The sequence below is a fragment of the Arthrobacter sp. E1SS-5 genome, assembly GCF_057073715.1.
In genome coordinates this window covers 1,723,751-1,748,684 of sequence record NZ_CP172703.1, presented here as the reverse complement: position 1 = coordinate 1,748,684, position 24,934 = coordinate 1,723,751, and the positions used below count along the sequence as shown (strand labels likewise).

At 67.9% G+C, this 24,934-nt stretch carries 21 protein-coding genes; 8 read left to right on the top strand and 13 right to left on the bottom strand.

Going from position 1 to position 24,934, the window contains the following annotated elements:
* Positions 1 to 62 precede the first annotated feature (62 nt).
* Together ACIGJD_RS08050 and ACIGJD_RS08045 are read left to right on the top strand one after the other, a co-directional pair.
* Complete coding sequence (locus ACIGJD_RS08050; protein WP_142134218.1) at positions 63 to 737, top strand: potassium channel family protein; 675 nt, start codon at positions 63 to 65, stop codon at positions 735 to 737.
* Positions 734 to 1,489 carry a potassium channel family protein gene (locus ACIGJD_RS08045; RefSeq protein WP_483689058.1) on the top strand — a complete coding sequence of 252 codons (756 nt, stop codon included), beginning with the start codon at positions 734 to 736 and terminating at the stop codon, positions 1,487 to 1,489. Before ACIGJD_RS08050 ends, ACIGJD_RS08045 begins: the two co-directional genes overlap by 4 nt.
* Positions 1,490 to 1,584: 95 nt before the next feature.
* Here the strand turns inward: ACIGJD_RS08045 and ACIGJD_RS08040 are convergent, their stop codons facing one another.
* From ACIGJD_RS08040 to dut, 4 genes are all read right to left on the bottom strand, one after another.
* Positions 1,585 to 2,355, bottom strand: a complete 771-nt coding sequence (locus ACIGJD_RS08040) for a DUF3159 domain-containing protein (RefSeq protein WP_483689057.1) — start codon at positions 2,353 to 2,355, stop codon at positions 1,585 to 1,587.
* Entirely contained in the window at positions 2,352 to 2,660 is a 309-nt protein-coding gene (locus tag ACIGJD_RS08035; protein ID WP_483689453.1) for a single stranded DNA-binding domain-containing protein, read from the bottom strand. Before ACIGJD_RS08035 ends, ACIGJD_RS08040 begins: the two co-directional genes overlap by 4 nt.
* Before the next feature lie 46 nt (positions 2,661 to 2,706).
* The gene (locus tag ACIGJD_RS08030) at positions 2,707 to 3,420 is read right to left on the bottom strand and encodes a DUF3710 domain-containing protein (protein ID WP_483689056.1); all 714 of its coding nucleotides are present in this window, start codon (positions 3,418 to 3,420) and stop codon (positions 2,707 to 2,709) included.
* A 106-nt stretch (positions 3,421 to 3,526) separates the two neighbouring features.
* Positions 3,527 to 4,045, bottom strand: coding sequence for a dUTP diphosphatase (dut, locus tag ACIGJD_RS08025; protein ID WP_483689055.1), 519 nt, complete (start codon positions 4,043 to 4,045; stop codon positions 3,527 to 3,529).
* Positions 4,046 to 4,181: 136 nt separating this feature from the next.
* On the opposite strand from dut, the gene ACIGJD_RS08020 reads away from it, so the two are divergent.
* From ACIGJD_RS08020 to ACIGJD_RS08010, 3 genes are all read left to right on the top strand, one after another.
* Positions 4,182 to 4,670, top strand: a complete 489-nt coding sequence (locus ACIGJD_RS08020) for a DUF3093 domain-containing protein (RefSeq protein WP_483689054.1) — start codon at positions 4,182 to 4,184, stop codon at positions 4,668 to 4,670.
* A 160-nt stretch (positions 4,671 to 4,830) separates the two neighbouring features.
* Positions 4,831 to 6,141, top strand: a complete 1,311-nt coding sequence (gene sepH, locus ACIGJD_RS08015; protein ID WP_483689053.1) for a septation protein SepH — start codon at positions 4,831 to 4,833, stop codon at positions 6,139 to 6,141.
* Positions 6,142 to 6,236: 95 nt separating this feature from the next.
* Positions 6,237 to 6,842 carry a dihydrofolate reductase family protein gene (locus tag ACIGJD_RS08010; RefSeq protein WP_483689052.1) on the top strand — a complete coding sequence of 202 codons (606 nt, stop codon included), beginning with the start codon at positions 6,237 to 6,239 and terminating at the stop codon, positions 6,840 to 6,842.
* A gap of 30 nt (positions 6,843 to 6,872) precedes the next feature.
* On the opposite strand, the gene ACIGJD_RS08005 is transcribed toward ACIGJD_RS08010, so the two are convergent.
* Both ACIGJD_RS08005 and ACIGJD_RS08000 read right to left on the bottom strand, forming a co-directional pair.
* On the bottom strand, positions 6,873 to 8,360 hold the full coding sequence (locus ACIGJD_RS08005) for an HNH endonuclease signature motif containing protein (protein ID WP_483689051.1): 1,488 nt from the start codon (positions 8,358 to 8,360) through the stop codon (positions 6,873 to 6,875).
* Between the two features lie 126 nt (positions 8,361 to 8,486).
* Positions 8,487 to 9,041 (bottom strand): helix-turn-helix domain-containing protein, encoded by a 555-nt coding sequence (locus ACIGJD_RS08000; RefSeq protein WP_483689050.1) that lies wholly within the window; start codon positions 9,039 to 9,041, stop codon positions 8,487 to 8,489.
* Here ACIGJD_RS08000 and ACIGJD_RS07995 point away from each other — a divergent pair.
* The gene (locus ACIGJD_RS07995; protein WP_483689049.1) at positions 9,040 to 10,029 is read left to right on the top strand and encodes a DMT family transporter; all 990 of its coding nucleotides are present in this window, start codon (positions 9,040 to 9,042) and stop codon (positions 10,027 to 10,029) included. The genes ACIGJD_RS08000 and ACIGJD_RS07995 overlap by 2 nt on opposite strands.
* A 57-nt stretch (positions 10,030 to 10,086) precedes the next feature.
* Here the strand turns inward: ACIGJD_RS07995 and ACIGJD_RS07990 are convergent, their stop codons facing one another.
* The 4 genes from ACIGJD_RS07990 to ACIGJD_RS07975 are packed head-to-tail and all read right to left on the bottom strand — an operon-like array spanning position 10,087 to position 15,520.
* Positions 10,087 to 10,827, bottom strand: a complete 741-nt coding sequence (locus ACIGJD_RS07990; RefSeq protein WP_483689048.1) for a thymidine kinase — start codon at positions 10,825 to 10,827, stop codon at positions 10,087 to 10,089.
* A complete protein-coding gene (locus tag ACIGJD_RS07985) occupies positions 10,820 to 12,049 on the bottom strand; it encodes an alkaline phosphatase family protein (RefSeq protein ID WP_483689047.1) in 1,230 nt (409 codons plus the stop codon). Before ACIGJD_RS07985 ends, ACIGJD_RS07990 begins: the two co-directional genes overlap by 8 nt.
* Position 12,050: 1 nt before the next feature.
* Positions 12,051 to 12,794, bottom strand: coding sequence for a DUF5998 family protein (locus ACIGJD_RS07980; protein WP_483689046.1), 744 nt, complete (start codon positions 12,792 to 12,794; stop codon positions 12,051 to 12,053).
* Between the two features lie 41 nt (positions 12,795 to 12,835).
* The gene (locus ACIGJD_RS07975) at positions 12,836 to 15,520 is read right to left on the bottom strand and encodes a bifunctional acetate--CoA ligase family protein/GNAT family N-acetyltransferase (protein WP_483689045.1); all 2,685 of its coding nucleotides are present in this window, start codon (positions 15,518 to 15,520) and stop codon (positions 12,836 to 12,838) included.
* Positions 15,521 to 15,597: 77 nt separating this feature from the next.
* Here ACIGJD_RS07975 and ACIGJD_RS07970 point away from each other — a divergent pair, with 77 nt between their 5' ends.
* Positions 15,598 to 18,114, top strand: a complete 2,517-nt coding sequence (locus ACIGJD_RS07970; RefSeq protein ID WP_483689044.1) for a DNA gyrase/topoisomerase IV subunit A — start codon at positions 15,598 to 15,600, stop codon at positions 18,112 to 18,114.
* Positions 18,115 to 18,169: 55 nt separating this feature from the next.
* The gene (locus tag ACIGJD_RS07965) at positions 18,170 to 18,688 is read left to right on the top strand and encodes a DinB family protein (protein ID WP_483689043.1); all 519 of its coding nucleotides are present in this window, start codon (positions 18,170 to 18,172) and stop codon (positions 18,686 to 18,688) included.
* Between the two features lie 61 nt (positions 18,689 to 18,749).
* On the opposite strand, the gene cydD is transcribed toward ACIGJD_RS07965, so the two are convergent.
* Genes cydD through ACIGJD_RS07950 form a run of 3 tightly spaced genes read right to left on the bottom strand, consistent with a single transcriptional unit; the run spans position 18,750 to position 24,876 of the window.
* Complete coding sequence (cydD, locus tag ACIGJD_RS07960) at positions 18,750 to 22,205, bottom strand: thiol reductant ABC exporter subunit CydD (RefSeq protein WP_483689042.1); 3,456 nt, start codon at positions 22,203 to 22,205, stop codon at positions 18,750 to 18,752.
* Between the two features lies 1 nt (position 22,206).
* The gene (gene cydB / locus ACIGJD_RS07955; protein WP_483689041.1) at positions 22,207 to 23,256 is read right to left on the bottom strand and encodes a cytochrome d ubiquinol oxidase subunit II; all 1,050 of its coding nucleotides are present in this window, start codon (positions 23,254 to 23,256) and stop codon (positions 22,207 to 22,209) included.
* A 15-nt stretch (positions 23,257 to 23,271) separates the two neighbouring features.
* Complete coding sequence (locus ACIGJD_RS07950) at positions 23,272 to 24,876, bottom strand: cytochrome ubiquinol oxidase subunit I (RefSeq protein ID WP_483689040.1); 1,605 nt, start codon at positions 24,874 to 24,876, stop codon at positions 23,272 to 23,274.
* Between the last annotated feature and the right edge of the window lie 58 nt (positions 24,877 to 24,934).

Sequence of the window (24,934 nt, the reverse complement as noted above, 5' to 3'; positions counted from 1 at the left end):
ACCAGGACCATGCCGGTAGAGTTCTAGCTGCACGATCCTGACATACATAAAGAGGAGATACGGTGGCGCATTTCGTGATCATGGGATGTGGCCGGGTGGGGGCAACGCTGGCGCACACGCTGGAGGATGCCGGGCATTCCGTGGCCATCATCGACCAGGACGACCGCGCCTTCCGCCGGCTCCGCCAGGGCTTCACCGGCCGCAAGGTCACGGGGGTGGGCTTTGACCGCGAAACCCTCAAGCAGGCAGGAGTAGGCGAGGCCTACGCCTTCGCTGCCGTTTCCAGCGGCGACAACTCCAATATCCTGGCAACGCGCGTGGCCCGCGAAACCTTCCACGTGCCGCATGTCGTCGCGCGCATCTACGATCCCGGACGCGCAGAGATCTACCAGCGCCTGGGCATCCCCACGGTGGCCGCCGTTCGCTGGAGCGCGGACCAGGTGCTGCGGCGCATCCTTCCCGAACAGCACCTGGCAGGCGACTTCCGTGAGCCGTCCGGACGCCTGGTCCTGGCCGAACTGGACCTCGACGCCGGCTGGATCGGGCACCGGATCAGCAGCATCGAAAAGGCCGCCGATGTCCGCGTGGCCTACCTCACCCGCTTCGGCGAGGGCATCCTTCCCGATGCCGGGACCGCATACCAGGACGGCGACACCGTGCACGCCATGCTGCAGGTGGACCGCAGCGCCCAGATCGCCCAGGTCCTCGCCAAAGCCCCCGCCAAGGAGTACCAGTGAAAGTCGTTATCGTCGGCGCAGGCAGCGTCGGGTCATCCATCGCCCGGGAACTGCTGGCGCACAAGCACGAGATCCTGCTGATCGACCTCAAGCCCGAGGTAATCGGCCGCAGCGGCCTGCGGGGCGCCCATTGGCTGGTGGGCGACGCCTGTGAGCTTTCCACCCTGCAGGGCGCCAAAGTGGAGGACGCCGACGTTGTGGTTTCCGCCACCGGCGACGACAAGGTCAACCTGGTGGTGTCCCTGCTGGCGAAGACCGAGTTCGGCGTCGGCCGCACGGTTGGCCGGGTGAACAACCCGAAGAACGACTGGATGTTCAACGACTCCTGGGGCGTGGACGTCGCCGTCAACACCCCGCAGCTCATGACCGCCCTGGTGGAGGAGGCCGTGGAGATCGGCGACCTGGTCCGGCTCCTGACCCTGCAGACCGGGGTGGCATCGCTGGTGGAATTCACCGTCCCGCATGACTCGCACGTGATCGGCATGACCGTGGGAGACATCCACTGGCCCGAGGACGCCACCCTGGTGGCCATCCTGCGGGACCAGGCACCCATCACCCCCAGCCGGGACGACGTCATCGACGGCGGCGATGAGCTCTTCTTCGTCACCACCATCGCCGCTGAGGACGGGCTCCGGGAACTGCTCTCCTCCGCGCCCGGCAGCATCGACGCCGGGCACCAGCCGGCGGGCAGCAGCACGCCCGCCGGCGCCGGCCACGGGCATGCCACGGAAGACGACGGCTTCGACGGTTAGGTTGGCCGGCGCACCGTTGGCAGCGGCCGGCTGAACGTCAGGCAGCTTGAGCGCCGGGTATCCGGTACTTCCTGAGGTGCCAGCTTGTTGGGCCGTCAGCCCGCCCGGCCGGCTTCGGTTTCCGTTTCGGCCGGAGCCGGCCGGGTCACGAGCCAGGCCACCCAGATCCCAAGGATGTACAGGGGTGCGCCCATGATCAGCCGGGTAGTGGCGAGGGCGGCCAGGCCGTCAGTGCCCATGAGGTACAGGGGCACCTGCACGATGAGCCGGAGGGCCAGGACGGCGACAATGATCCAGGTGCCCAGGCGGTAGGCCTTGACCCGGTCCGGCTCCTTGCGCCACTCCACGCCCTCATTCCGGATGAAGCCGAAGAGCAGACCGGCCACAGGCCACTTGACGGCGATCGAGATGACCATCGCCAGGATGTAGGCGGCATTGGTGAAGAAGCCGGGGAGGTAGAAGTCTTCGGCTTTACCGGTGGTGTTGGCCAGCCAGGCCGAAATGCCGACGCCTGCCACGCCCGCCAGGGCCTGGGTGAGGGGCCGGCGCTGTACCAGCCGGACCACGGTGAACACGGCCGCCGACGCCAGGGCAGCCACCAGGGACAACGGCAGTTCACGGGTGACTGTGAAGGCCACCAGGAACACCAGGCCGGGAACAATGCTTTCGGCAATGCCCTGCACTCCCCCGGCGCTGCGCAGGACGTCCACGCGCCCGTCGTGGGTGCGGTGGAGGCCCGCCTTGGCTGCATATTCTGCGGCGAGGCCGGCAACCGGGGACTGTCCTGCGGCCTGCGGCCTGCCCTCCCGCGGCCCCCCGGTACGGCCTGCGGCGCCGGATGGCTGGTCGGGCTGGTGCTCAGTCATTCGTTCTCCTGCCGGGACAGTATCTCGTAACGCGGATTGAAGATGGTGGGCATGTCCTTGCCGCGGGCCAGCATTCCCTCCACCCGAATCTCGGCGCCGGCTTGGATTCCCGGCACACGCCGACGTCCCAGCCAGACCACGCGGAGCCTTGGGGGCCTGCCCCTGCCCGACGCTGTTGCGGGACGGCCGGCGTCGTCCTCGGTGACGATGGCGCTGTACTCGGGGGTGCGGTCGGGCGGAACGAAGGTCACCGATTCGATGTGCCCCTGGCACAGGACACGTCCCCTGGCGGGAAGCTGCCCCAACGGTGTGATGCCGCCAGGGCCCGTCCCTGCCTCGTCGAGGTGGGGCTCAGCCGATCTGGGTGATTTCCGGACCACGTTCGGGCTCCTCCAGGGTGGGCGCGGCGGGCGGAGGAGTGGCGGAGGCGTCCTTGGGCAGCCGCAGCTGCAAAAGATCACGCGGCGGCATGGGGCTGTCACCACGGACCACCACAACCTGCCGGAACAGGGCCTCAAGCGCTTCCGCGGCGGGGCGTTCCAGCGCCGCGGGTCCGCCCAGGACGCCGCGCAGGAACCAGCGGGGGCCGTCGACGCCGATGAAGCGGGCCACCCGGTAGCCCTGGCTGCCGTCCGGGAGCCCGGCGGGCAGCTTGGCCACCAGCTCGGTGCCGAAGGCGCCTTCCACCTCTTCAACCTGGCCGCCCTGGGCACCTACGGACTGGCCGATCTGTTCGCGGATCTCGTCCCAGAGCGTCTCTGTCTTGGGGGCGGCGAAAGCCTGCAGCTGAAGGCTGGAGCCGTTCAGGTCGAGGGTCACTGCCACCACCCGCTGTGTTGCCTCTTCCACTTCGAGCCGGAGCTGGAGGCCCTCGCTCGGCGTGATCAGCAGGGCGCCCAGGTCCACGAAACCGTCGGTGCTGGTGATCTCGGACTCGTCGAACGGGCCGTGCTGGCGGCGGGCGTCCGGGGCGGGGGCGTCTTCGCCGGCCTCCGCGAGCGTGAGCTCTTCCACCGGCTCTGCCGGTTCGTCCTTCTTTGATTTCCTGCCAAACCCAAAGACCATGGGTGACTCCTTAATTCTTCAAATGTGCCAGTTCTGAAACCTGCCGGCCGGACCCCTGGAGGTCCCGCCGTCGTGCATGCTGGCGTGGCAGCGGATGCAGCCGGGGTCAGGCTCCGGGGACGGTGAACCCCCCTGTGGATCCAAAGCCTCCGGTGCCGCGGACGGACCCGCTTAATTCACTGACAGGAATGAACTGGGCGTGCTCCACCCGCTGGATGACCATTTGGGCAATTCTATCGCCGCGCCGCAGCTCGATTGGCTGGGTCGAATCGGTGTTGAGCAGGGTTACCGAAATCTCGCCACGGTAGCCTGCGTCTACGGTGCCGGGAGCGTTGACGATCGTGAGGCCGTGCTTGGTGGCCAGGCCGGACCGGGGGTGGATCAGCGCCACGAATCCGTCAGGCAGTGCAATGGCCACGCCGGTGGGAACCAGCTTGCGCTCCCCCGGCAACAGGACCACATCTTCGCGGGCGCGGAGGTCGGCGCCGGCGTCGCCCGGATGGGCATAGGAGGGCGCTTCCAGCTCCGGATCCAGCATCTTCAACTGCACCTGCAGGGTGGGGGACGCAGCAGCGGGCGATGCTGCGTCCGGGACAAGGTCTACCGTCGCGGGATGATCAGTCACAGTCACTCACTCTAACCCGCGCTCCCAAATCGGGCCTAGGCAGCCCTTGTCCTTGCAGCCGGAACGCGGCTGTCCAGGGCGGCCGGACCAGGCGGCCCAAGATGAAATACCCAGCCAAAGGTGGAAAGCTTGAGCTATGCCCGAATCGAGCCCGCACGCATTCGTCCCCAGCACGCCCTCTGCCGGGGCACCCGTTGTATACAGGGAAAAACTGTGGCCCAACGCCTGGATCTGGATCATCGCAGCCGGCGTCTCGGCGGCGGGCATCCTGGTTTTCGCCCCGATCAGCATGGCGGCGGGATACACCGCCGCACTGGTGCTCTTCGCGATCATCGCAGTCCTCCTGGTTGCCTCAACCCCCGCCATCACGGTGACGGGGGACGCGCTCACCGTCGGTAGGGCCACCATCGAGCGCCGGTTTGTGGGCGGCGTGCAGCAGTTCACTGCCGGAGAGGCGACGGCGGAGCGCGGCACCCGGCTGAACGGTCTCGCCTACCTGTGCATCCGCGGCTGGATTGATCCCGTGGTGAAGATCGAGATCACTGATCCGGCGGACCGGACCCCGTACTGGCTCGCCTCCACCCGCCATCCGGACCAGCTGACCGCGGCCCTGGCCCGGCGCTGACGCCCGCGGGATCCCGCACCGGGCCCTTCACCCCCATGTCCCGGCCCTTTAACCCAGGGGATCCAGCGGAAAATCACGGCGCGCCCTGCTCCTTGAGCCAAATCCGCGCCGCCGGGTGGCAGAGTTTCGGTTGATAGTAATGCCAGGGTGGAGGATTTGTATGCAGGATCTACGGCTTGTAGGCGTGCACGACGACGGGACACATCTCCTGTTGAGCGGGGCCGGCGGCGAGATGTTCCAGCTGCCGATCGATGAGGCACTCAGGACAGCCAGCCGGTCTACGGCAAAACCGCGAGCGGAACGGCCAGCCGTTCCCATGTCCCCCAGGGACATCCAGGCCCGCATCCGCGCCGGCGCCACCGCTGCGGACGTCGCGGAGTTGTCCGGGATGCCGCTGGCCAAGGTGGAGCGCTACGAAGGCCCTGTCCTGGCGGAACGCGAGTATGTTGCCCAGCAGGCGCGGAAAGTTGAAGTCGCGGCGCCCTCCCCCGGCCATGACATTTACCGGTCCGCGTTCGGCGACAGTCCGGCAACCCTTGATGACATGGTGGCCCACCGGCTGTCGGCGCATGGCATTGACCCCGCAACCGTGGAATGGGATTCGTGGCGGCGCCAGGACGGTACATGGACCGTCTCGGCAAGCTTCGAGGCCAAGGCCGGCGGCACATCCGGAATCGGCGAGGAACCTCCGGCGCTGTGGACGTTCAACCCGGCCCGGAAGTCGCTGCAGAACACCAACCGCTGGGCACAGCAGCTAAGTGAACTCGAGCCGCTGGATGGCCCTGTTCCCGCCCGCCGGCTTACTGCGGTTTCGGACCGCCCCTTCGATTTCGAGACTGACGCGGATACGTCCAAGGCTTCTCCCGGCGGCCAGTCCGGCCCCGCCCAGGATGCCGGCAAGGAATCCGATGGCCTGCTGGACATGCTCAGGTCACGGCGCGGGCAGCGGCTGGGTGTGGACGAGGATTCCGATGACGCACTGGCACTGCTCCTCACCCACGGTGTGCCGGCCGCCCATCCCCGCCCTTCAGAGGTGACAGCCGAACCTGAGGCCAAGGAACCAGAGCCACAGGACGACCAGCGGGACGCGCCCGCCGCCCAGGGCGATTCCTTCATCCGGCGCAGGGACACCAGGCCTTCGATGCTTTCGCGGCTCAGCCTTCTACCGCCGCATCGCGACGGCCAGGACGACGGCCTGCGGCTTCACGACGGCGTCAGCACGGATACCAGGGAAATCACCATTGCCGCGTCCCCGCAGAAACCCTCCGCTTCCGAGCCCGGGGCAGGCTCCGGTGGTGCTGGGCTTGATGAGCTGCTGGGCAGCAATCCCCGCCGCTCCGCCAAGCAGGACGACGCGTCACCTTCCACCGGTCAACTGCCCGAGACCGAAGCACCGGAACGGCCTGCCCGCCCGAAGCGGTCCAGCGTGCCGTCCTGGGATGAAATCGTCTTCGGTACCCGGAGCGACTAAGGACTTTTCTGCCTCCGTAGGGGTCGTCCCGCCTGCGCTGCATGCTACTATCCCGGCACGCCATCAGTCAGAAGCTGTAATTACGGAGGTTTCCCGTGCCGGACACTACCTGCCATATGTCCATGTCGCTGGACGGCTTCGTCGCCGGGCCTGACCAGAGCCGCGAGAACCCGCTGGGAAAGCGCGGGCTGGAACTGCATGGCTGGCATATCGGCGATCCCCGGGCCAACGACGCCGACAAGACCGCGATCGAATGGCTGATGCGCCCACGGGGAGCGTACGTGATGGGCAGGAACATGTATGGCCCTATCCGCGGCGAGTGGGATGCTGACTGGACCGGCTGGTGGGGGCCAGAACCGCCGTACCACGCCCCCGTGTTCGTGCTGACGCATTATGCGCATGACCCCATCCAGATGGAGGGCGGGACGACTTTCCACTTTGTCACCGGCGGCTTCGACGCTGCCTACGCGGCAGCACTCGATGCCGCCGGCGGCAAAGGGGTGGATATCGCGGGCGGAGCCTCTACTGTTCGGCAGGCACTGAACGCGGGCGTGATCGATGAGCTCACCCTGGACATCGCGCCGGTTCTTCTCGGTTCCGGTGAGCGGATGTTCGATGGGATTGAGTCCTTCGGCTTCGAACCCATCGAGGTGCTGCATTCCCCACTCGCCACCCACATCCGCTACCGCCGTATCAGCTGACGCACTCAGGACAACGGAACTCGAAGCCGGTCAGGCGTGGGCGCGCAGGAATCGCTCCAGGGCATCCTCCCAAGGTGACCCTCGGTGATGAACGATGTCGATGCCGCCGGCCGACAGACCCTTGGGCCATCGTGGTGGTTCCCAGTCCTGGTGTTCGCTTGGGTAGTGCCGGCCGCTGGGTGAGAGCCAGCCGGGTGGTTCGTTTTTGGTGGCCGGGGCGGGTTTCCACCCGGTGGCGTGTCGGAGTTTGTGGTGTTTGGGGCAGGGTTGTCCCAGGTTGCTGATCCCGGTGGTCCCGCCATCAGCCCAGGCGAGGATGTGGTCGGCATCGTTGTCCAGGGAGTTGTTGCTGCAGCCCGGGAACGGGCACTTACCGTCCCGCATCCGCAACCAGGCCCGCATCGCACCCGTCACCCGGTAACTCTTCCGCCCAATCTCCAGCGGCGCCCCGTCCCGCGGATCCACCAACACCCGATAAAACGACCCCGCCCCGTTCGCGACCAGGGCCCGGGCCATGGACGGCGGAATGGGCCCGTAACCGTCCAGCATGGCCGACTCATCGGTCAACGCCATCAACGAGTACACCGGAACCGTCACCAGGACCTGCGCCCGGATCGGCGAAGGCCACGGTTGCCGCCCGGCATCGGCAACTTCAGCTGCGTCAACATTAACGACGTCACCGGCCCCATCGCTGCCCTCGCCGCTGCCGAGGATCGCATCGGCGAACGTGTCGGCCCGCAACTGGGACATGGTGCGCGACTCCCGGGGGCCTTGGAGTGACCGGGACATCGCGGTGAGCCGGTTCCACCCGGCCAACGCCTGAGCTGCGGGCAAACACGCAGACAGCCGCGCCATCCCGTCCTGGTCCGGCCGGAACTCCACCCGCCGATCCGCCACCCCCTTCGCGTGGCGCTTCTCAATGCTCTCGGCATGGTGGCGTTCACGCCAGGTGCGTGCCTTGGCTCTGAACCGGTGCGCCGGCATCTCCCCGGCAGGGCACCCCCGCGCAACATCCGGGGCGTCAGGGGCGTCCGGGTCCAGGAAATGCGCTTCCAGCGCCGCCGCCCCCGCAGCATCAAGGCTGGCCGCCTCATCGGCCATCACCACCGCGTGCTGCCACGACAACGTCCCGGCCTGCAGCCCCACAAGGGTTCGCGGCAACGAGGAAACAACCGCATGCGAAGCAGCCAGGAACGATGACGCAGCCCGCGGCCCCAAAACCAGCACACACCCGATCTCCGCCGCGACCGCCATCTCCTGCGCCTGCACCGGCACATCCGGCCCGGCAACAACAGAGGCGCTCTCCGCGTACTTCACCGCAGCCTTCGCCTTCAAACCAGCGAACCCGGCCTCCACCTCCCGGGCACCGGCCAGAACGTCCAGGCACCCATCAGCCGAACCAGCCAACGGATCAGCCACCGAAAACGGCTCCAACCCGGACCCGTCCACCTCAGCGTTCAACACAGCAAGGGCAGCCCGGATGTCCGTATAAGCCTTAGCCACCGCTGCCTTTCCCATAAACCAATCATGACAAGGGGGTACGACAACGAAGGTCTCACGACCGCGCTAACGTACAGCACCGGATAGACCCGCTCCAAGGGCCGGGCGACGAAAGTCAGCTTCAGGAGAAGTACGGCCAGAGAGTCAGCTCACAACCACACGCACAAAGCGCGCGCGGGTGTTGCCCGGGTTTGCGTAGGCGTACTGCTGGGAGGTCGGGAAGGCGAGGTGGTGACCGGACTGGAGGTCGGTGGTTCCGCCTTCTTGTTCAACCCGGATTGATCCTTCGGAGACGAAAATCATTTCAGACCAACCCACCGGATCAGGCTCCGCGTCGTAGCGGTCGCCTGGTTCCAGGGTCCAGGCCCACAGCTGGGCATCTTTGGTGGCGGGAACGGATGCCAGCAGCACCGCGATACTGCCCTGCTGGTTTCCCCGCCATGCAACTTCGCTGATGTTTGCATGATGCGCGGCCGGTGCGGCAACGAGATCGACGAAGGTAACACCCAACGCGTCAGCGAGATGATCGAGACCTGTCAGGCTGATGTTCGCCTCACCAGCCTCCAGCTTGACGACGGTACGGCGACTGACGCCGGCCCGGTCAGCCAAGGCCGCTTGGCTGAGTTGTGCCGCCGCGCGGAACCGTCGTACGTTCGCACTGACATGGTCCAGGACCCTGGCTGCTCCCTCATTTTGCATGTGCATTATTCTGCACCATAAGGTGGGCATTATGTTGCACACCCGTCCGCGGATCCCGTTCTCCCGCCCGGAACTTGCCCTCGTTCTCATCACGGCAGTGTGGGGGGCGACGTTCCTAATCGTTCATGTCGCCGTACGGTACAGCGGACCGTGGTTCTTTGTTGGCGTGCGGTTTTTGACCGCAGGCCTCATCAGCGCCGTCCTCTTCGCACGTGTCCTTCGTGGAATTACCTTGAAGGAGATTGCGGCAGGCTCAGCAATCGGGGTCATGATCTTCCTGGGTTACGGACTTCAAACTGTTGGTCTTCAAACGATCGACAGCAGCACTTCCGCGTTCATCACGGCTCTCTACGTTCCGCTTGTGCCGGTACTGCAGTGGATGGTGTTCAGGAAACCACCAAGGCTTTCCACATGGGTCGGTGCCGGGCTGGCCTTCGTCGGTCTCGTGCTGCTCGCAGACCCAGCGAGTGTCGGTTTCACCTTCAGCTCCGGGGAGATCGCGACGGTCGCCAGCACCCTTCCGATCGCAGCGGAGATCATCCTCATCGGTTGGTTCGCCGGCAAAGTGCACCTCGGCCGGGTGACCGTGGTGCAGTTGCTCGTCGCGGGATCACTGGGCTTCGTTGCCGTGCCTATGGCCGGAGAGGAATTGCCTGCTTTCTCATGGGTGTGGGTGGGAGCGGCGGTGGCCCTGGGGGCTTTCAGCTGCGTCATCCAGCTCACCATGAACTGGGCCCAGCAATCGGTTTCGCCGACCAAGGCAACGATCATCTACGCCGGAGAGCCTGTTTGGGCTGCGGTCATCGGGCGCATAGCAGGGGAGCGGCTTCCTCCGATCGCTGTCGCCGGCGCCGTATTCATTGTGGTTGGCGCGCTCGTCAGCGAACTCAAACTGCGCACTGGCAAGGACGAGCCTCTCTCGTCCGGGCCACCACTGGCTGCCAGCGGCTCAGCCTCCGTCGTGCACCAACTCGATGGACCGGAATGAGCCAAGCCCGGAGTTCTGGCCTGCCATAGCGGTCAAGGCGGGCGCGGGCCCACAGGATCAGGCTTCGCCGTCGGCCCCGTCCTTCTCCCCCAAGCCGCCCGAGCCGCGCCACAGGCACGCGTCCACGTCGAACGGCAGCAGCTGGTCCTGCTGGGCCATCAAAGTAGCACCGTGCGCCGTGACCCGCCGCATGAAGTGGCGCCTGCACAGCGTCTCGTATCCCACCACGGGAACGTGCCCAGCCTCCGGGGCGGCGGCTTCGACCACCATGTCCACGTCGCCCACCACCACCTGCGCCCCTTCGGTGACCATGACGCCGTCGACCGTCCTGGCGTTGTGCGTGGCCCGGCGGCCGCACCAGCACAGCGCCTCCACCTGGAGCACCTGCACGCGGTCGGCGAGCTCGATCAGCCGCTGCGAACCCGGGAACAACCGGGTGCGGAAGTCGGCAGTAATGCCGAAGGCGAAGACGTCGACGTCGATTTCGTCCACCACCTTGGCCAGCTGCTCCACCTGCTCGGGGGTATAGAACTGGGCTTCATCGCAGATCAGGTAGTCCACCCGCTGGCCCTGGGTGCGCCGGATCATCACTTCCTCCCAGAAGTCCGTGCTGTCCAGCACCTCCACCGCATCCGTCTCCAGCCCCAGGCGGCTTGAGATCCGGGACTCGCCGGCGCGGTCGTTGCGACTGAACCGTACGCCGCCGCGGCCGCGGGCCCGGTGGTTGTAGTCCATCTGTAGGGCCAGGGTGGATTTGCCGCAGTCCATGGTGCCCGAGAAGAAGATGAGTTCAGCCACGGCGGCGGTTCCTTCCCTCGGCGGTGAAGCAGAGCAATGGAACCTCCCGCTCGGCCTTGGTCAGTGAGCCGTGCTGGCCCACCACTTCCATGGCCGTGGGCCGCATGCGCCGGCCGTCGTAAAGCGCGACGGCGTCACGCGCCGCGATCATCACGTCACCAATCCTGCCTTCAACAGCAGGTCGCACGTCACCAAAGAGGCCGCCGGCAATGGCTTGCTCCCGGGTGAAGGCCCACACCCGGTCACCGAACCGGGCTTTCCAGGCGCCCAGCAGCCGGTCGCGGGCGCCGGCAGCGGACTCGAGGTGCGCCTCCTCCAGGTACAGGTGCACCATCCGCGGTTCACCGGCGGTGTGGCGGACTCCGTCCACCAGTTCCGGGTCCTTGGAGAAATCGATGCGCTGCGACTCGGGGATGTCCAGCATCCCGTGGTCGGCAGTGAGCAGGATGGTGGTGCCGGCTGGAAGGGAGGAGTTGAGTCGCTTGACGGTGGCGTCGAGCTCTTCCAGCTGGTGTTCCCACTGTTCGGACCTGCTGCCGTAGCGGTGCCCTGCCTTGTCTAGTTGGTTGACGTAGAAATACATCAGGGACCGTCCGGAGGCGGCCATGGCCTCGGCAGCGGCGCCGGTTCGTGCGTGCGGGGTTGTCCCGGAGATAAACCTGCCACCCCGGAGCGCTGCGCGGGTCATGGGCGAGCTGTCGAACTGGGCGAGGCTGACGGTACTGACATCCACCTCCCCGGCAATTCGTTCAAAGACCGTGGGGAACGGCTGCCAGGTGGAGGGGTCGACGCCGGGATCCCAGTTTCCCAGCAGGTTGACCACTTTGTCCTGGTCCGGGTCCAGGACGTCGTAGCCCACCATGCCGTGCTGCCCGGCCGGAAGTCCGGTTCCGAAGCTGGACAGTGCTGCAGCGGTGGTGGACGGAAAGGCGGAGTCCAGCCACACCGGAACCTCCCCCTGGCCCGCCTGCACCACCGAGCGCAGGAAGGGAGTGTGCGCGGCCTTTTGCTTCAGGAGGTTCCGGCCAAGGCCGTCAGCAAGCACTATGCAGACTTTGGCGGCGGCAGGAAGGGCCAGGGTGTTGGTAAAGCCCTCAACGCCAAGACTGGCGGCCGCGCTGGTCAGGACCTCGGCGATGGAGCGGTGCCCGTAGGCGGGAGCGGGCGGAAGGTCGGGGGTACGTCCGGGGGCTTCTACAGAGAGGTGGCGGTCTTCCGGCATCTCAGCGCTGCTGGTGCCCGCGGCTGAGCCGGTTGCCGAAAACTCCTGAGCGCGGCCGGGGGGCCATGGACTGGACGTGGGAGACGGGGGCAGCGGAACCGGTGTTGACCGCGCGCAGGGCCCGGGCGAAGAGCTTGGCGTCCTGCACGGCCTGCAGGCCATCGGCCTCGGCGCTGATGCGGAGCACGATGTCTTCCTGCGCGATGGTTCCGGTGTACCCGTGGTCCGCTTCGCATTGCGGATCGCCGCAGCTGGCCGGGCCCATGTCCAGCCGCTGTCCGCCGGACCAGGCGATGGACAGGGTCAGTTCGCGGACGGGGTCCGACGGCTTGTAGTTCTGCGGCTGCGCGTACATGTAGCTCAGGACCACGGACCGGATCTGTGCCACGGGAACGGACTCCGTGGAGATCTGGGCGACGATCTGCTCCCCCGCCTCATCCAGCTGCTGGTCATCCACATGGGTGATCACCAGCATGTCCGCAGTAAGCACCAGCACCGTGATGTGTCGGCGCACCTCGGCCCGGTCGAAGTGGGTTTCCAGGTGCACCAGGTGGGCCACGCAGTCCCGGCCGTCCAGTGCATCGTCGACGACGTCCGACACCAGCCGCGGGTAGAAGCCTGCCTTCTGCAGCGCGTTTTCCAGGCTCTGGCCCTGCGCTCCGTGGTTGTGTGAGCTGTGCTGGCGGACGGCCTGGTTTTCATTGCCGGGCGTTTCGGGCGCCGACGCGGGAGGCTGGAAGCTCATGCCCCCATTTTCACAGATCACCCGGTCACTTGCTAACCGCGTCAGCCCAGCATCGCCCGGCGCGCGCTGTCCGTGCGCTGGGCAGCGTTGCCGATCCGCACGTCGGCAGCGAGGATCGTCACACCGGCGGGGCCGCACAAAACAGGGTTGAACTCCACCAGCGCAATCTCCGGGTGGTTGTCCTTCATCCAGGCGAGCCTGGCCGCCAGGTCTTCCAGGGCCGGCACGTCGACAGCCGGCAGGCCCTGATAGCCGAAGAGCTTCCGGGACGCCCGGGGGGCCCGGATGAAATCGTGCACGTCCGCAGCGGAGAGCGGCGGCACCCGGTGCGACCAGTCATCGAGCAGGTTGACGGCGTCACCGGCCAGGCCGAATGAGATGACCGGGCCCAGCAGCGGATCCTCGATGGCCCGGAAGGTGCAGGCCTGCCCCACCGGCGCCATCGCCTGCACTTCGAGCGCAGGGTCTCCGTACGTTGCGAGCGCCCGCCGCATTTGCTGCACATTGAGCCGCAGCGACTCCGCGTCCTCGATGCCCAGGCGCACCCCGCCAAGGTCCAGCCGGTGGCGAAGGGCCGGGGCGGTGGTCTTCAGCACCACGGGCCAGCCCAGCGCGTCAGCGGCGGCCACAGCCTCGTCAGGGGTTGTGAACGGCAGGGACGGCAGGACGGAGATGCCGTAATGCCCCAGGAGGGAAGCAGTTGCCGCCGGGTCCAGTTGCTTGAGCTGGTCGCCGGTGACGTCCAGCAGCAGTCCGTCGAGCTCTGCCTCCGCCTGCCGCGGGTCGCAGCCTGCGGGTTCCACAAACTGCCCCTGGTCGCGGGCGGCCCACTCCGCGTACCGGACCACGGCTGCGAGCGCGGCTACTGCGGCGCCGGGGTTGGAATAGCAGGGGACGGTGCATCCCTCCGCGCCCACCAGGCCTTCCACATTAATGGCGGGGTCCAGGATGCCGGTGAAGGCGGCCACCACAGGCTTGCCGGCGCTGGCTGAACATTCGGCCAGGACCTGGGCTACGGCGTCGGGGGTCAGCCCACGGGCCGGCAGCAGGGCGGCGACGACGGCGTGCACGGCGTCGGAGGCCAGGGCGTCAAGGAGGGCCTTCCGCAGTGCGGGCAGGGCCACCGACTGGCCGGCGTCCAGGTCCAGTCCGGAGACCACCTGCGCCACCCCCAGCCCGTGCGCCACGGCACTGTCCGCCACCACGTTGCCCAGCGCCTCCGAGTTGCTGAAGACGGCAATATCCGGTCCGGCAGGAAGCGGCCGGCCGGAGACCACCTGGGCCACGTCCACCAGCTGCTCCACGGTTTCCACCCGGATCACGCCCGACTGCCGGAGCATCGCATCCAGCGCCCCGGCCGGTGCCTGGGTGGTCCGGACCGCATGTCCCGGCGGCAGCCGCAGGCCCATGGTGTCCGACTTGGCCACGATTACGGGCTTGGTGCGGGCCAGCCGGCGGGCGATGCGGGAGAACTTGCGGGGGTTGCCGATTGATTCCAGGTACAGGCCCACGGCGGAGGTGTCGGCGTCGTCCTCCCAGTACTGCATCATGTCGTTGCCGGAAACATCCGCCCTGTTGCCCGCCGAAAGGAGGCTGGACACCCCCAGCCGGCGCCGGCTGGAGGCGGCGTAGAGCGAGACGCCGATGGCCGCGGACTGGCTGAACAGGCCAAGGCCGCCGCGCAGCGGCATGGTGGGGGCCATGGAGGCGTTCAATGACACGTCCGGGTGCGTGTTGGCGATGCCCAGCGACGCCGGGCCGATCACCCGCATGCCGTTCGCCCGGGCCTGGCGCACCAGGGCGCGTTGCCGCAGCAGGCCGCGTTCGCCGTCGTCCGCGAAGCCCGCCGAAGCGATCACGACGCCCTTGACGCCCGCCGCAGCGCACTCCGCAACGACCCCGGCCACCTCCTCGTAGGGCACGGCGATGATGGCCAGCTGCACAGGTTCGGGGACTTCGGAGAGCTTGCCGTAGGACATCATGCCCGCAAGCTCCAGCGCTTCCGGGTTGATGGCGTAGACGGTGCCCTGGAAGCCGCCCTCAATGATGTGCTCCAGCAGCTGGTACCCCACGGTCCCCCACCTGCGGCTGGCACCGACCACGGCAACGGACGACGGCGCCAGCAGCTCCCGGACGCTCCTCGCCTCGGCGCGGTGCTCGCGGGACTCCATCACTGCCCTCGATTTCTCGGTGGGGTCGATGTTGAACTCGAGGCTGACGACGCCGTCGTCGAAGTGGCGCTTGACGTCGTATCCGGCGTCGGAGAAGACCATCAGCATCTTCCGGTTTTCCGGCAGCACCTCCGCGGTGAACTTCCGGATCCCGTTTTCGTGTGCAGCGGCGGCAAGGTGTTCCAGCAGGATGGAGCCGATGCCCCTCCCCTGGTGGGCGTCGGCGATGTTGAACGCAACCTCTGCCTCGGTGGGATTGGGGAGGCGGTCGTAGCGTCCGATGCCGATGATTTCCCCGTGGATGGTGATGACGAATGCCACCCGGTCCCGGTAATCCACCTCGGTGAAGCGCTTGAGCTCCTTGGCGGACAACCTGGCCTTGAAGGCGAAGAAGCGCATGTAGATTGAATTCTGCGACTGCCCGGTATGGAAGGCCTGGACAGCCTCCGCGTCCGACGGGTGGATGGGCCGCAAATGCGCTGTTCCGCCGTCCCGCAGGACGACATCGGCTTCCCAATGTTCCGGATATTCGCCGTCCCCGGGCTGATCCACCATAGGCTTAGCCTAGCCAAAAACTCCCGCAGCACACCCCAGTGGCTGCGCAGTAACCCCAGAAGGATTCACCAAACCCCATGGCCCGCCGCCAAAGTCCAGCCCCGATCGCAGACGATAACTACACGGAGAACATCGTCGATATCGACGTCACCTCCGAGATGCAGGGATCGTTCCTGGAGTACGCGTACTCGGTGATCTACTCACGCGCGCTCCCGGACGCCCGTGACGGGCTCAAGCCGGTGCAGCGCCGCATCCTCTACATGATGAGCGACATGGGCCTGCGCCCGGACCGCGGCCACGTCAAGAGCGCCCGCGTGGTGGGCGAGGTCATGGGCAAGCTGCACCCGCACGGCGACGCCGCCATCTACGACGCCATGGTGCGCATGGCGCAGGACTTCTCCCTGCGCCTGCCGCTGATCGACGGGCACGGCAACTTCGGCTCGCTCGACGACGGCCCTGCAGCACCGCGGTACACAGAGGCCAGGCTTGCTCCCGCCGCCCTCACGCTCACCAGCCACCTCGACGAAGACGTGGTGGACTTTGTCCCCAACTACGACAACCAGCTCACGCAGCCGGACGTCCTGCCGGCCGCCTTCCCCAACCTGCTGGTCAACGGCGCCACCGGCATCGCCGTCGGCATGGCCACCAACATGGCCCCGCACAACCTGGTGGAGGTCATCTCCGCGGCCCGGCACCTGATCGCGAACCCCGACGCGACTTTGGATGACCTCATGCGGTTCGTCCCGGGCCCGGACCTCCCCAGCGGTGGCCGGATCGTGGGCCTGGACGGCATCCGGGACGCCTACGCCACCGGCCGTGGCTCCTTCAAGACCCGGGCCAAGGTGGAGATTGAACAGCTCTCCGCGCGCCGCACCGGCCTGGTGGTCACTGAACTGCCGTACATGGTGGGCCCGGAAAAAGTAATTGAGAAGATCAAGGACGCCGTCAACGCCAAGAAGCTGACCGGCATCAGCGACATTGTTGACCTGACCGACCGCAAGCATGGGCTGCGGCTGGTCATCGAGCTCAAGAACGGCTTCAACCCGAACGCCGTGCTGCAGCAGCTCTACCGGTACACGCCGATGGAGGACTCCTTCGGCATCAACAATGTCACCCTGGTGGACGGCCAGCCGCAGACCCTGGGCCTGGTGGACCTGCTGTCCGTTTACGTCAACCACCGCATCAACGTGGTCCGCCGCCGCACGGTGTTCCGTCTCGGAAAAAAGAAGGACCGCCTGCACCTGGTGGAGGGCCTCCTCATCGCCATCGTGGACATTGACGAGGTCATCCAGATCATCCGGTCCTCGGACGAGGCCGCCGCGGCCCGCGAGCGGCTGATGTCCATCTACGACCTCACCGAGATCCAGGCAAACTACATCCTGGAACTGCGGCTGCGCCAGCTCACCAAGTACTCCCGGATCGAGCTGGAAAAGGAGCAGGACGAGCTGCGCCGCGAGATCGCAGAACTCGAGGCAATCCTGGGCTCTGAGGAACTGCTGCGCACCGTGGTCTCCGACGAACTCGGCGCCATCGCCGAGGAACACGGCACCCCGCGCCGCACCGTCCTGCTCGAATCCGAGGCCGTATCCCCCACCGTGGCCGCCGAACTTGCCGGGGCCAATGGCAAGAAGGGCAAAGCCGCCCCGCTGTCCCTGGAGATCGCAGACGACCCCTGCTGGGCGATCCTCACAGCCTCCGGGCAGGTGGCGCGCACCAGCAACCAGGAGCCGCTGGCCGAGGCAGGGCCCCGCAGCAAGCACGATGTTTACACCTCGGTGGTGAGGACATCGGCCCGGGGCGAGATCGCGGCCGTCACATCGCTGGGCCGAATGCTCCGGCTGCAGGTCATGGACATGCCGGTGCTGGCGCCCATGGCCGGGCTGCCCAACCTCGCCGGCGGCGTTCCGGCCAAGGAGTTCCTCACGCTGGTGAAGGGCGAATCCCTGGTGGCGTTCGTGCGCCTGGACGAGGTCCTGGCCATCGGTACGGCCCAGGGCGTGGTCAAGCGCGTCCAGCCGGACTACCCGCTCAACCGCGAAGATTGGGAAGTCATCACGCTCAAGGACAAGGACGTTGTGGTGGGCGTGGCTCCCGCCGGCGCAGACGACGCCGACCTGGTATTCCTCACCCGGGAGGCCCAACTGCTGAAGTTCCCCGCGTCCGCCGTCCGCCCGCAGGGCCGTACTGCCGGCGGCATGGCGGGAATCAAGCTTGCCGCGGGCGACCAGGTCATCTTCTTCGGCGCCGTGCAGCCCAAGGACGAGGCCGCCGTCGTGGTGACCATCGCCGGCACCAACGGCGCCCTCCCCGGCACCGCTCCGGGCACGGCCAAGGTCACCGCCTTCTCCGAATACCCTGCCAAGGGACGCGCCACGGCGGGGGTCCGGTCGCACCGGTTCCTGAAGGGCGAGGACATGCTGCTGCTCGCCTGGGCAGGGCATGGTCCGGCGAAGGCATCCTCCGCGGCCGGCGTGGCAAGGTCGCTGCCCCAGGAGCATGGCCGGCGCGACGGCTCCGGCGTCCCGCTCTCCCAGGCCGTGGATGCCGTGGGCCCGGCCATGGCCTGGCCCGACGGGGAATCCACCGAGGCCTAGAAGGGGCCGGCAGGCTGGCACAGCCGGGCCGGCCCGCACCGCTTAGACTGCACCCATGCCTATCGTTCCTGATGCCAAGGACTGGACCTGGGTCCTTTCCCGCCCCTGCCCGGAATGCTCCTTCGACGCCTCCTCAGCCACACCGGCAACGGTCCCTGGCAGCATCGAAAGCATGATCCCCCGGTGGCTGGCCGTGCTGCGCCGGCCGGATGCGGCGGAGCGCCCCAACGATGACACCTGGTCGGCGGTTGAGTACGCCTGCCACGTGCGGGACGTTTTCACCCTGTTCGTCCAACGGCTGAACCTGATGCTTACGGCAGATGATGCCCGCTTCGCGGACTGGGACCAGGACCTGACGGCTATCGAAAAGGACTATGCCAATGCCGACCCGTCTGAGGTGGGCCCCGAACTGGCGGCAGAAGGACACGAGGCGGCCGAGTCCTTTGCCGGTGTCCCCGAAGAAGACTGGGGACGCAGGGGGCTGCGCAGCAACGGCTCCGAGTTCACCGTCCTGACGCTCTCCCAATACTTCCTGCACGACGTCGTCCATCACCTTCACGACGTCAACGGCTAGGGGCACGGTCTTCCCCTGCCCCTTCCGGGGGTCAGCGGGAGCGGCGTCAGCGGGAGTGGCGTCAGCGCAACCGCGCCAGCGGCGCCTGGGCCTGTCCTGAAAATACGCTGAGGTCCAGGCGCCCGTCCCCGGCCTCGATATCGGCCGGGTTGTGCGTGACCAGCACCACCGTGCGGTCCCGCAGGCCGGAACGCAGGTCCGCGAGCATGGCGGCGGCGGATTCCGCGTCCAGGTGGGCGGTGGGCTCATCCAGCAGGATCACCTCCGCACCGGTCAGGAGGGTCCGGGCCACAGCCAGGCGCTGGCGCTCGCCGCCGCTCAGGAAGGCGCCGCCCGGGCCGATCCGGGTGTCCAGCCCCGCCGGCAGCCGGCCCACCAGCCCGGCGAGGCCGACGGCGGCCAGGACCCCTTGCAGCTCCTCTTCATTCGCCGGGGACGCACCGTCGCCGGAGGGCCTTCCCAGCAGCAGGTTTCCGCGGATGGTGGAGTCGAACAGGTGTGCCTCCTGCGGGCACCACGCCGCCCGGCCGGTAACCTTCACCTGGCCGGCCGCGGGAGGCAGGAAGCCCAGCAGCACCGAGAGCAGCGTGGATTTGCCGGAGCCTGAGGGTCCGGTCACGGCGAGCCATTGCCCGGGCTCCGCCACCGCGTCCACACCCGAGAAGACTGGAGAGCATCCCGGCCAGGCCGCGGCCAGGCCCGCCAGCTCAACGCCTGGCGCACCGCCGGCCCTGACAGGAACGGACTGCAGCCCGTCAGGCGCTTCGCTGCCTCCCTCAAGAGCCCCCGACTCCCCCACCCGGCGCATAACGGCACGAAGCGCGGGGAACTGGCGCACCGCCGTCGTCATCGCAGCGTAGGGCTCCACCAGCGCCAGCAGCAGGAGGACCACCACGGCCGCGGTGGCCGGGGCAACGCGGGTTGCGAGGACCTCTGGCCCTGCCAGCCACGCCGCAGCGAGGGCAGCGGCGCCGCAGGCGGCGGTGGCGACGGCGTGCCCCAGCCCGTCGGCCCAGGCGGACCGCTGGGAGGCGCGGGTGGCGTCCCGGTCTTCCGCCAGCAGCGCATCAAGGACACGGGGCGCCACACCGTTGGCGTGCAGTTCGGCCCGCGCGTCCAGGGCGGCCGTGACGCGGCGCAGGACGCCGGAGCGCAGGGCCTGTTCGGCGCTGGCGGACTTCCGGTCACCCCACAGGGCGGCCGCGGGCGCCAGCAGCAGGCCGCTGCCGGCTGCCGCAAGCACTGCGGGAAGGGCGGCCGGGACCAGGGCTCCGGTGGCGGCCACGGCCAGGACGGACACCGCGAGCGCCGTGACGGGCGGCAGGACCACGCGCGGCAGGAGGTCGCGGACGGTGTCGACGTCGTCGATCACCGTGCCCAGCACGTTGCCGCCCTGGAGGAGCCGGCGCAGTGAAAGCGCCCTGCGGCTCAGGGACTCCCACAGCCGGCCCCGCAGGCGGGTCAAGGCTGCGAACACGGCATCGTGCAGCAGCAGCCGCTCCCAGTAGCGGAACACCGCGCGGCCGATGCCGAAGAACCGGACGCCAACAATGGCCGTCAGGAGGTAGAGGATGGGCGGCTGCTCGCTTGCCCGGATGATGAGCCAGCCGGACAGGCCGGAAAGCGCGACGGCGAAGACGGCCGCCAGGGTGCCGACGAAGGCCGCTGCCGCGAATTTGCCGCGGACCGGGGCGAGGAGTGCGGCCAGGAGGCGGCCGGAGCCCGGAGTGGCACCGGGAGCGGGGCCGAAGGCCCTGGTACACCTGGCTTCCGTTCGTTCATCGACACCAGCCTCTGTGACGGGCGTATCCGTGGACCTTGCGCTGCCTGTGTCGCCGCTGCCTGCCGGGAGCGCAGCAACGCCCGCCTCCGGCGTCGGCGTTGCCGTACCCGCTGGCCGCACCGGCACCAGCAGGTCTGCCAGCTGCCGGGTCCGCCGGTTATGGGCCACCAGGATGACGGTGGCCTGGCCCCGGAGCCGCCGGATGGCGTTCTCAACGATGACGGCCGAGGCGTCGTCCAGGTGCGCCGTGGGCTCGTCCAGGAGCAGGAGGGTGGCGCCTGCGTCGATCCGGGCCAGGCCGCGGGCCAGGGCCACGCGGCGCAGCTCGCCCGGGCTCAGCTCCGCCTGGTGCTTGCCGGCGAGGTGGCCGGCCCCTGCGCGCTCCAGGCAACGGCGGGCGGCGTCCTCGGCGGCGAACCGGTCCGGGCCATGGGTGGAATCCGGCGAGAGGTACAGCAGCACCTCGTCCAGGACGGTGTTGGCCACCATGACGGGATGCTGGGGAACCCAGGCCACGGCACGGCGGTCCAGCCCACTGATGGAACCGGTGATGCTGGTTCCTGCGCTGCTTCCTGTCCCGTCCGCTCCCCCGCCGTTGCCGATGGTGCCGGCCAGTACGCCCAGGACGGTGCTCTTGCCGGCCCCGCTTGGACCGTCCAGGGCGGTGATCCTGTCCTGTGGTGCGGTGAAGGAGAGGGGGCCGACGGCGGCTCCGGACCGTCCGGCGTAGGTCACCGTGAGTGCTGTGACCTCCAGCGGGGCGCCCGGCCTGCCGGCCATGGCGGCCGGCAGGGGCGTTGGCCCGGGCGCGCCCGTGATGGCTGCCGTTTCCGCGAGCGCCACCCGGCCGTCGTCGCTGGCGTGGTGGGCAGTGCCCAGTTCCCGCAGCGGAAGGTAGCAGTCCGGGGCCAGGAGGAGTGCCAGCAGGCCCGCCTCCAGCGGCATGTCGCCGTGGACCAGCCGCACACCAATGAAAACCGCCACTACAGCCACCGAGATGGTGGCAATGAGTTCCAGGGCCAGGGCGGACAGGAACGCGGTCCGCAGGGTGCCCATGGTGCGCTCGCGGTATTCTTCGGAGATCTCCTCCAGGGCCTTGCGCTGCGCCGTGGCCCGGCCCAGCCCCACCAGGACCGGCAGGCCCTTGGCGAGCTCCAGCATGTGGCCGGACAACCGCGCCAGCGATGCCTGTGCCTCCCGCACGCTGTCCTCGGTGTACCGGCCGATCAGCACCATGAACACCGGGATCAGCGGGACTGTCAGCACAATGACCAGCGCGCTGACCCAGTCCGCGAACAGGATCCGGGCCCCCAGCAGCAGCGGAACGGCGGCGCAGTTGACCAGTGCCGGAAGGAATTGGGTGTAGTAGCTGTCCAGCGCATCCAGGCCGCGGGTGGCCAGGACGGCCAGGCCGCCGTCGCCGGGGCCGGTTCCCCGCACCCCGCTGCGCAGGGCCCGCTCCAGCAGCTCCGCGCGAAGCTCCTCCTTGACCCCGAGGGCTGCGCGGCGGGCGGCGACAGCCTGCCCCCAGACAGTCAGGGAGCGAAGGACGACGCCGACGGCACCCAGGGTGATCTGCTGCGCCCAGGCGTCGTTCCCCGCGGCGAGGCCCGCGAGGATGGAGGCCAACGCCTGGCCGATGAGGACCAGGGACAGGGCCTTGAGCGCGGCGAGCAGTCCCAGCCAGTAGATTGCGGACCGGGTGGCCGGGCCTGTGGGGAAGGTTGGCCGCACGTCAGCCCTTGGTGGTAAAGGCCTTGGCGGCGATGGCAGGGAGGAAGCTGTGCGCTTCGGGAATGTGCGCAGCGCTGACGCGGCGGCGGAACACCCAGTAGGTCCAGGCCTGGTAGGCGATCACCAGTGGAAGCCCAAAGGCCGCCACGATGCTCATCAGGCCCAGGGTGTAGTCGGAGGATGAGGCGTTGGAGATGGTGAGGTCAAACGCGCTGTCCAGTGTGGAGGGCAGCACCACGGGGAACACGGCCCCGAAAATGGATGCAGTGCCCAGGACCAGGAAGGCACCCAGGGCCAGGAACGCCCTGCCCTCGGAGCCGTTCCGTGCCAGGAGCCAGGCGGTGGCGGCGGCACCAACGGCCAGCACGACGGCGGCCCACGTCCACGGCTTGCCGTCCAGGAACTGGATGGCAAGGGCCCATGCCGCGATGGGAAGGAGCAGGACGGGCAGGAGCCGCACGACCCACTGGCGGGCACGGTGCCGGACCTCTCCGTCGGTCTTGAGGGCCAGGAAGGCCAGGGCGTGGAGGAGTGAGAAACCCACGACGGCGAGTCCGCCCAGCAGTGCGTATCCGCTGAACCAGGCCATGGGGCCGCCCTCGCGGTCGCCGTTGCCGTTCAGCGGAAGGCCGGTGGTAGTGAGGGCCAGGGCCGCGCCCACACCGAACGCCGCGAAGAAGGAGCCCAGCGCGATGGCCCAGTCCCACCGGTTCCGCCAGCTGTCTGTGTCCACCTTGCCCCGGTATTCGAACGCGACCGCCCGGAAGATCAGGGCCAGCAGGACCACCAGCAGGGGAAGGTAAAGCGCGGAGAACAGCGACGCGTACCAGAGGGGGAAGGCCGCGAAGGTGGCGCCTCCGGCGGTCAGGAGCCACACCTCATTGCCGTCCCACACAGGGCCGATGGTGTTCAGCAGTACCCGGCGCTCGGTGTTGTTGCGGGCGAAGAGCTTCATCAGCATCCCGACCCCCAGGTCGAAGCCCTCCAGGAAGAGGTAGCCGGTCCACAGCACCGCGATGGCAATGAACCAAATGGTGGGAAGCAGTTCCATTGTTTGTTTCCTCTGCTAGTAGGCGAAGGCCAGGACGTCGTCGGCAGGCTTGGACTCGCTGGTACCGCCGGGGCCGGGCGTCTGGTCCTCGTTCTCGTCCGCCGGCGCTGCGGCGAGTTCCGGCATCGCGGACACCACACCGCCGCGGATGTACTTGACCAGCAGCTTGACTTCCACCACCAGCAGGACGGCGTATACGGCGGTCAGCGCCACCAGCGAGGCAATGAGCTCTCCGGCGGAGACACCCGGGGACACGGCAGCGGCGGTGAACATGAAGACCTGGTCGATGCCGCTGGGATCCGGGTTGGGCGCCACGACGAAGGGCTGGCGGCCCATCTCGGTGAAGATCCAGCCGGCGGCGTTGGCGCCGAAGGGGGCCAGGATGCCGAAGACTGCCAGCCGCATGAGCCACCGGGATTCCGGCACCGTTCCCCTGCGGGTGAGCCAGAGGGCCACCAGTGCCGCCAAGGCGGCGAGGCCGCCGAAGCCGATCATCATCCGGAAGCCCCAGTAGGTGACCTCCATGACGGGCACGTACTGGATTTCCTGGCCGGCGCGGTCCCCGTAGATCGGGTTGTCCGGAAGGTTGGTCCCGTACTTCTCCTTGTACTCGGGCAGCAGGCTGTTGACGCCCTTGACCTCGGTGGTGAAGTCGCCCTTGGCCAGGAAGGAAAGGATGCCGGGGACCTCGATCACGGCCACCACGTCGTCGCAGTTCTTTGAGCCGACGTTTCCGACGCTCAGGACGGAAAAGCCGGTGCCGTCGTGGCAGGCGGCCTCGGCGGCGGCCATCTTCATGGGCTGCTGCTGGAACATCAGCTTGCCCTGGAGGTCGCCGGTGACAGCGGTGCCGGCGAAGGAGATCATGGCCACCACGGCGCCGATGCGCAGGGACCGGATCCACACCTTGTGGTCGGCGCGGTCGCGGCCCGGAATGCGGGCGTCTTCACCCGGGACCACCCAGCCGTCGGCACCCACCGTGTCCACGCCGTCGTGCCGCCGCCGCCACAGGTGGTACCAGGCGATGCCCAGGAGGAAGCCGCCGGCCACGGCGAGGGCGCCGAACAGGGTGTGCGGGACGGCCACGAGGGCCGTGTTGTTGGTGAAGACCGCCCAGGCGTCGGTCATGACGGGCCGGCCGTTGATCATTTCCACCCCTACCGGGTGCTGCATCCAGCTGTTGGCCACGATGATGAAGTAGGCGGAAAGCGCCGAGCCGATAACGGCGACCCAGAGGCAGGCGAGGTGGATGGCCGGCTTGAGCTGCTTCCAGCCGAAGATCCACAGGCCCAGGAAGGTGGACTCGACGAAGAAGGCCAGGAGCGCTTCAAGGGCCAGGGGCGCACCGAAGACGTCCCCCACGAAGCGGCTGTACTCGCTCCAGGCCATGCCGAACTGGAACTCCTGAACGATGCCCGTGGCCACGCCCATGATGAAGTTGATAAGGAACAGCTTTCCCCAGAACTTGGTCATGCGCAGGTATTCGGGCTTTCCGGTGCGGAACCAGGCGGTCTGGATGACGGCCACCACCAGGCCCAGGCCGATGGTCAGCGGCACCATCATGAAGTGGTAGACGGTGGTGATACCGAATTGCCAGCGTGCAATTTCCAAGGCGTCCATGGCGGTCCCTACTGTTAGCCAATGCAGTTTTCTACGCTTCGTAGAACTCTAACTTCTA

Excerpts from the sequence above, each read along its gene's own strand:
- ACIGJD_RS08040 (WP_483689057.1), bottom strand. The coding sequence starts at position 2,355 with ATGACTGAGCACCAGCCCGACCAGCCATCCGGCGCCGCAGGCCGTACC.
- ACIGJD_RS08030 (WP_483689056.1), bottom strand. The coding sequence starts at position 3,420 with ATGGTCTTTGGGTTTGGCAGGAAATCAAAGAAGGACGAACCGGCAGAG.
- ACIGJD_RS08020 (WP_483689054.1), top strand. The coding sequence starts at position 4,182 with ATGCCCGAATCGAGCCCGCACGCATTCGTCCCCAGCACGCCCTCTGCC.
- sepH (WP_483689053.1), top strand. The coding sequence starts at position 4,831 with ATGCAGGATCTACGGCTTGTAGGCGTGCACGACGACGGGACACATCTC.
- ACIGJD_RS08005 (WP_483689051.1), bottom strand. The coding sequence starts at position 8,360 with ATGGGAAAGGCAGCGGTGGCTAAGGCTTATACGGACATCCGGGCTGCC.
- ACIGJD_RS07995 (WP_483689049.1), top strand. The coding sequence starts at position 9,040 with ATGTGCATTATTCTGCACCATAAGGTGGGCATTATGTTGCACACCCGT.
- ACIGJD_RS08000 (WP_483689050.1), bottom strand. The coding sequence starts at position 9,041 with ATGCAAAATGAGGGAGCAGCCAGGGTCCTGGACCATGTCAGTGCGAAC.
- ACIGJD_RS07985 (WP_483689047.1), bottom strand. The coding sequence starts at position 12,049 with ATGCCGGAAGACCGCCACCTCTCTGTAGAAGCCCCCGGACGTACCCCC.
- ACIGJD_RS07980 (WP_483689046.1), bottom strand. The coding sequence starts at position 12,794 with ATGAGCTTCCAGCCTCCCGCGTCGGCGCCCGAAACGCCCGGCAATGAA.
- ACIGJD_RS07975 (WP_483689045.1), bottom strand. The coding sequence starts at position 15,520 with ATGGTGGATCAGCCCGGGGACGGCGAATATCCGGAACATTGGGAAGCC.
- ACIGJD_RS07970 (WP_483689044.1), top strand. The coding sequence starts at position 15,598 with ATGGCCCGCCGCCAAAGTCCAGCCCCGATCGCAGACGATAACTACACG.
- ACIGJD_RS07965 (WP_483689043.1), top strand. The coding sequence starts at position 18,170 with ATGCCTATCGTTCCTGATGCCAAGGACTGGACCTGGGTCCTTTCCCGC.
- cydB (WP_483689041.1), bottom strand. The coding sequence starts at position 23,256 with ATGGAACTGCTTCCCACCATTTGGTTCATTGCCATCGCGGTGCTGTGG.
- ACIGJD_RS07950 (WP_483689040.1), bottom strand. The coding sequence starts at position 24,876 with ATGGACGCCTTGGAAATTGCACGCTGGCAATTCGGTATCACCACCGTC.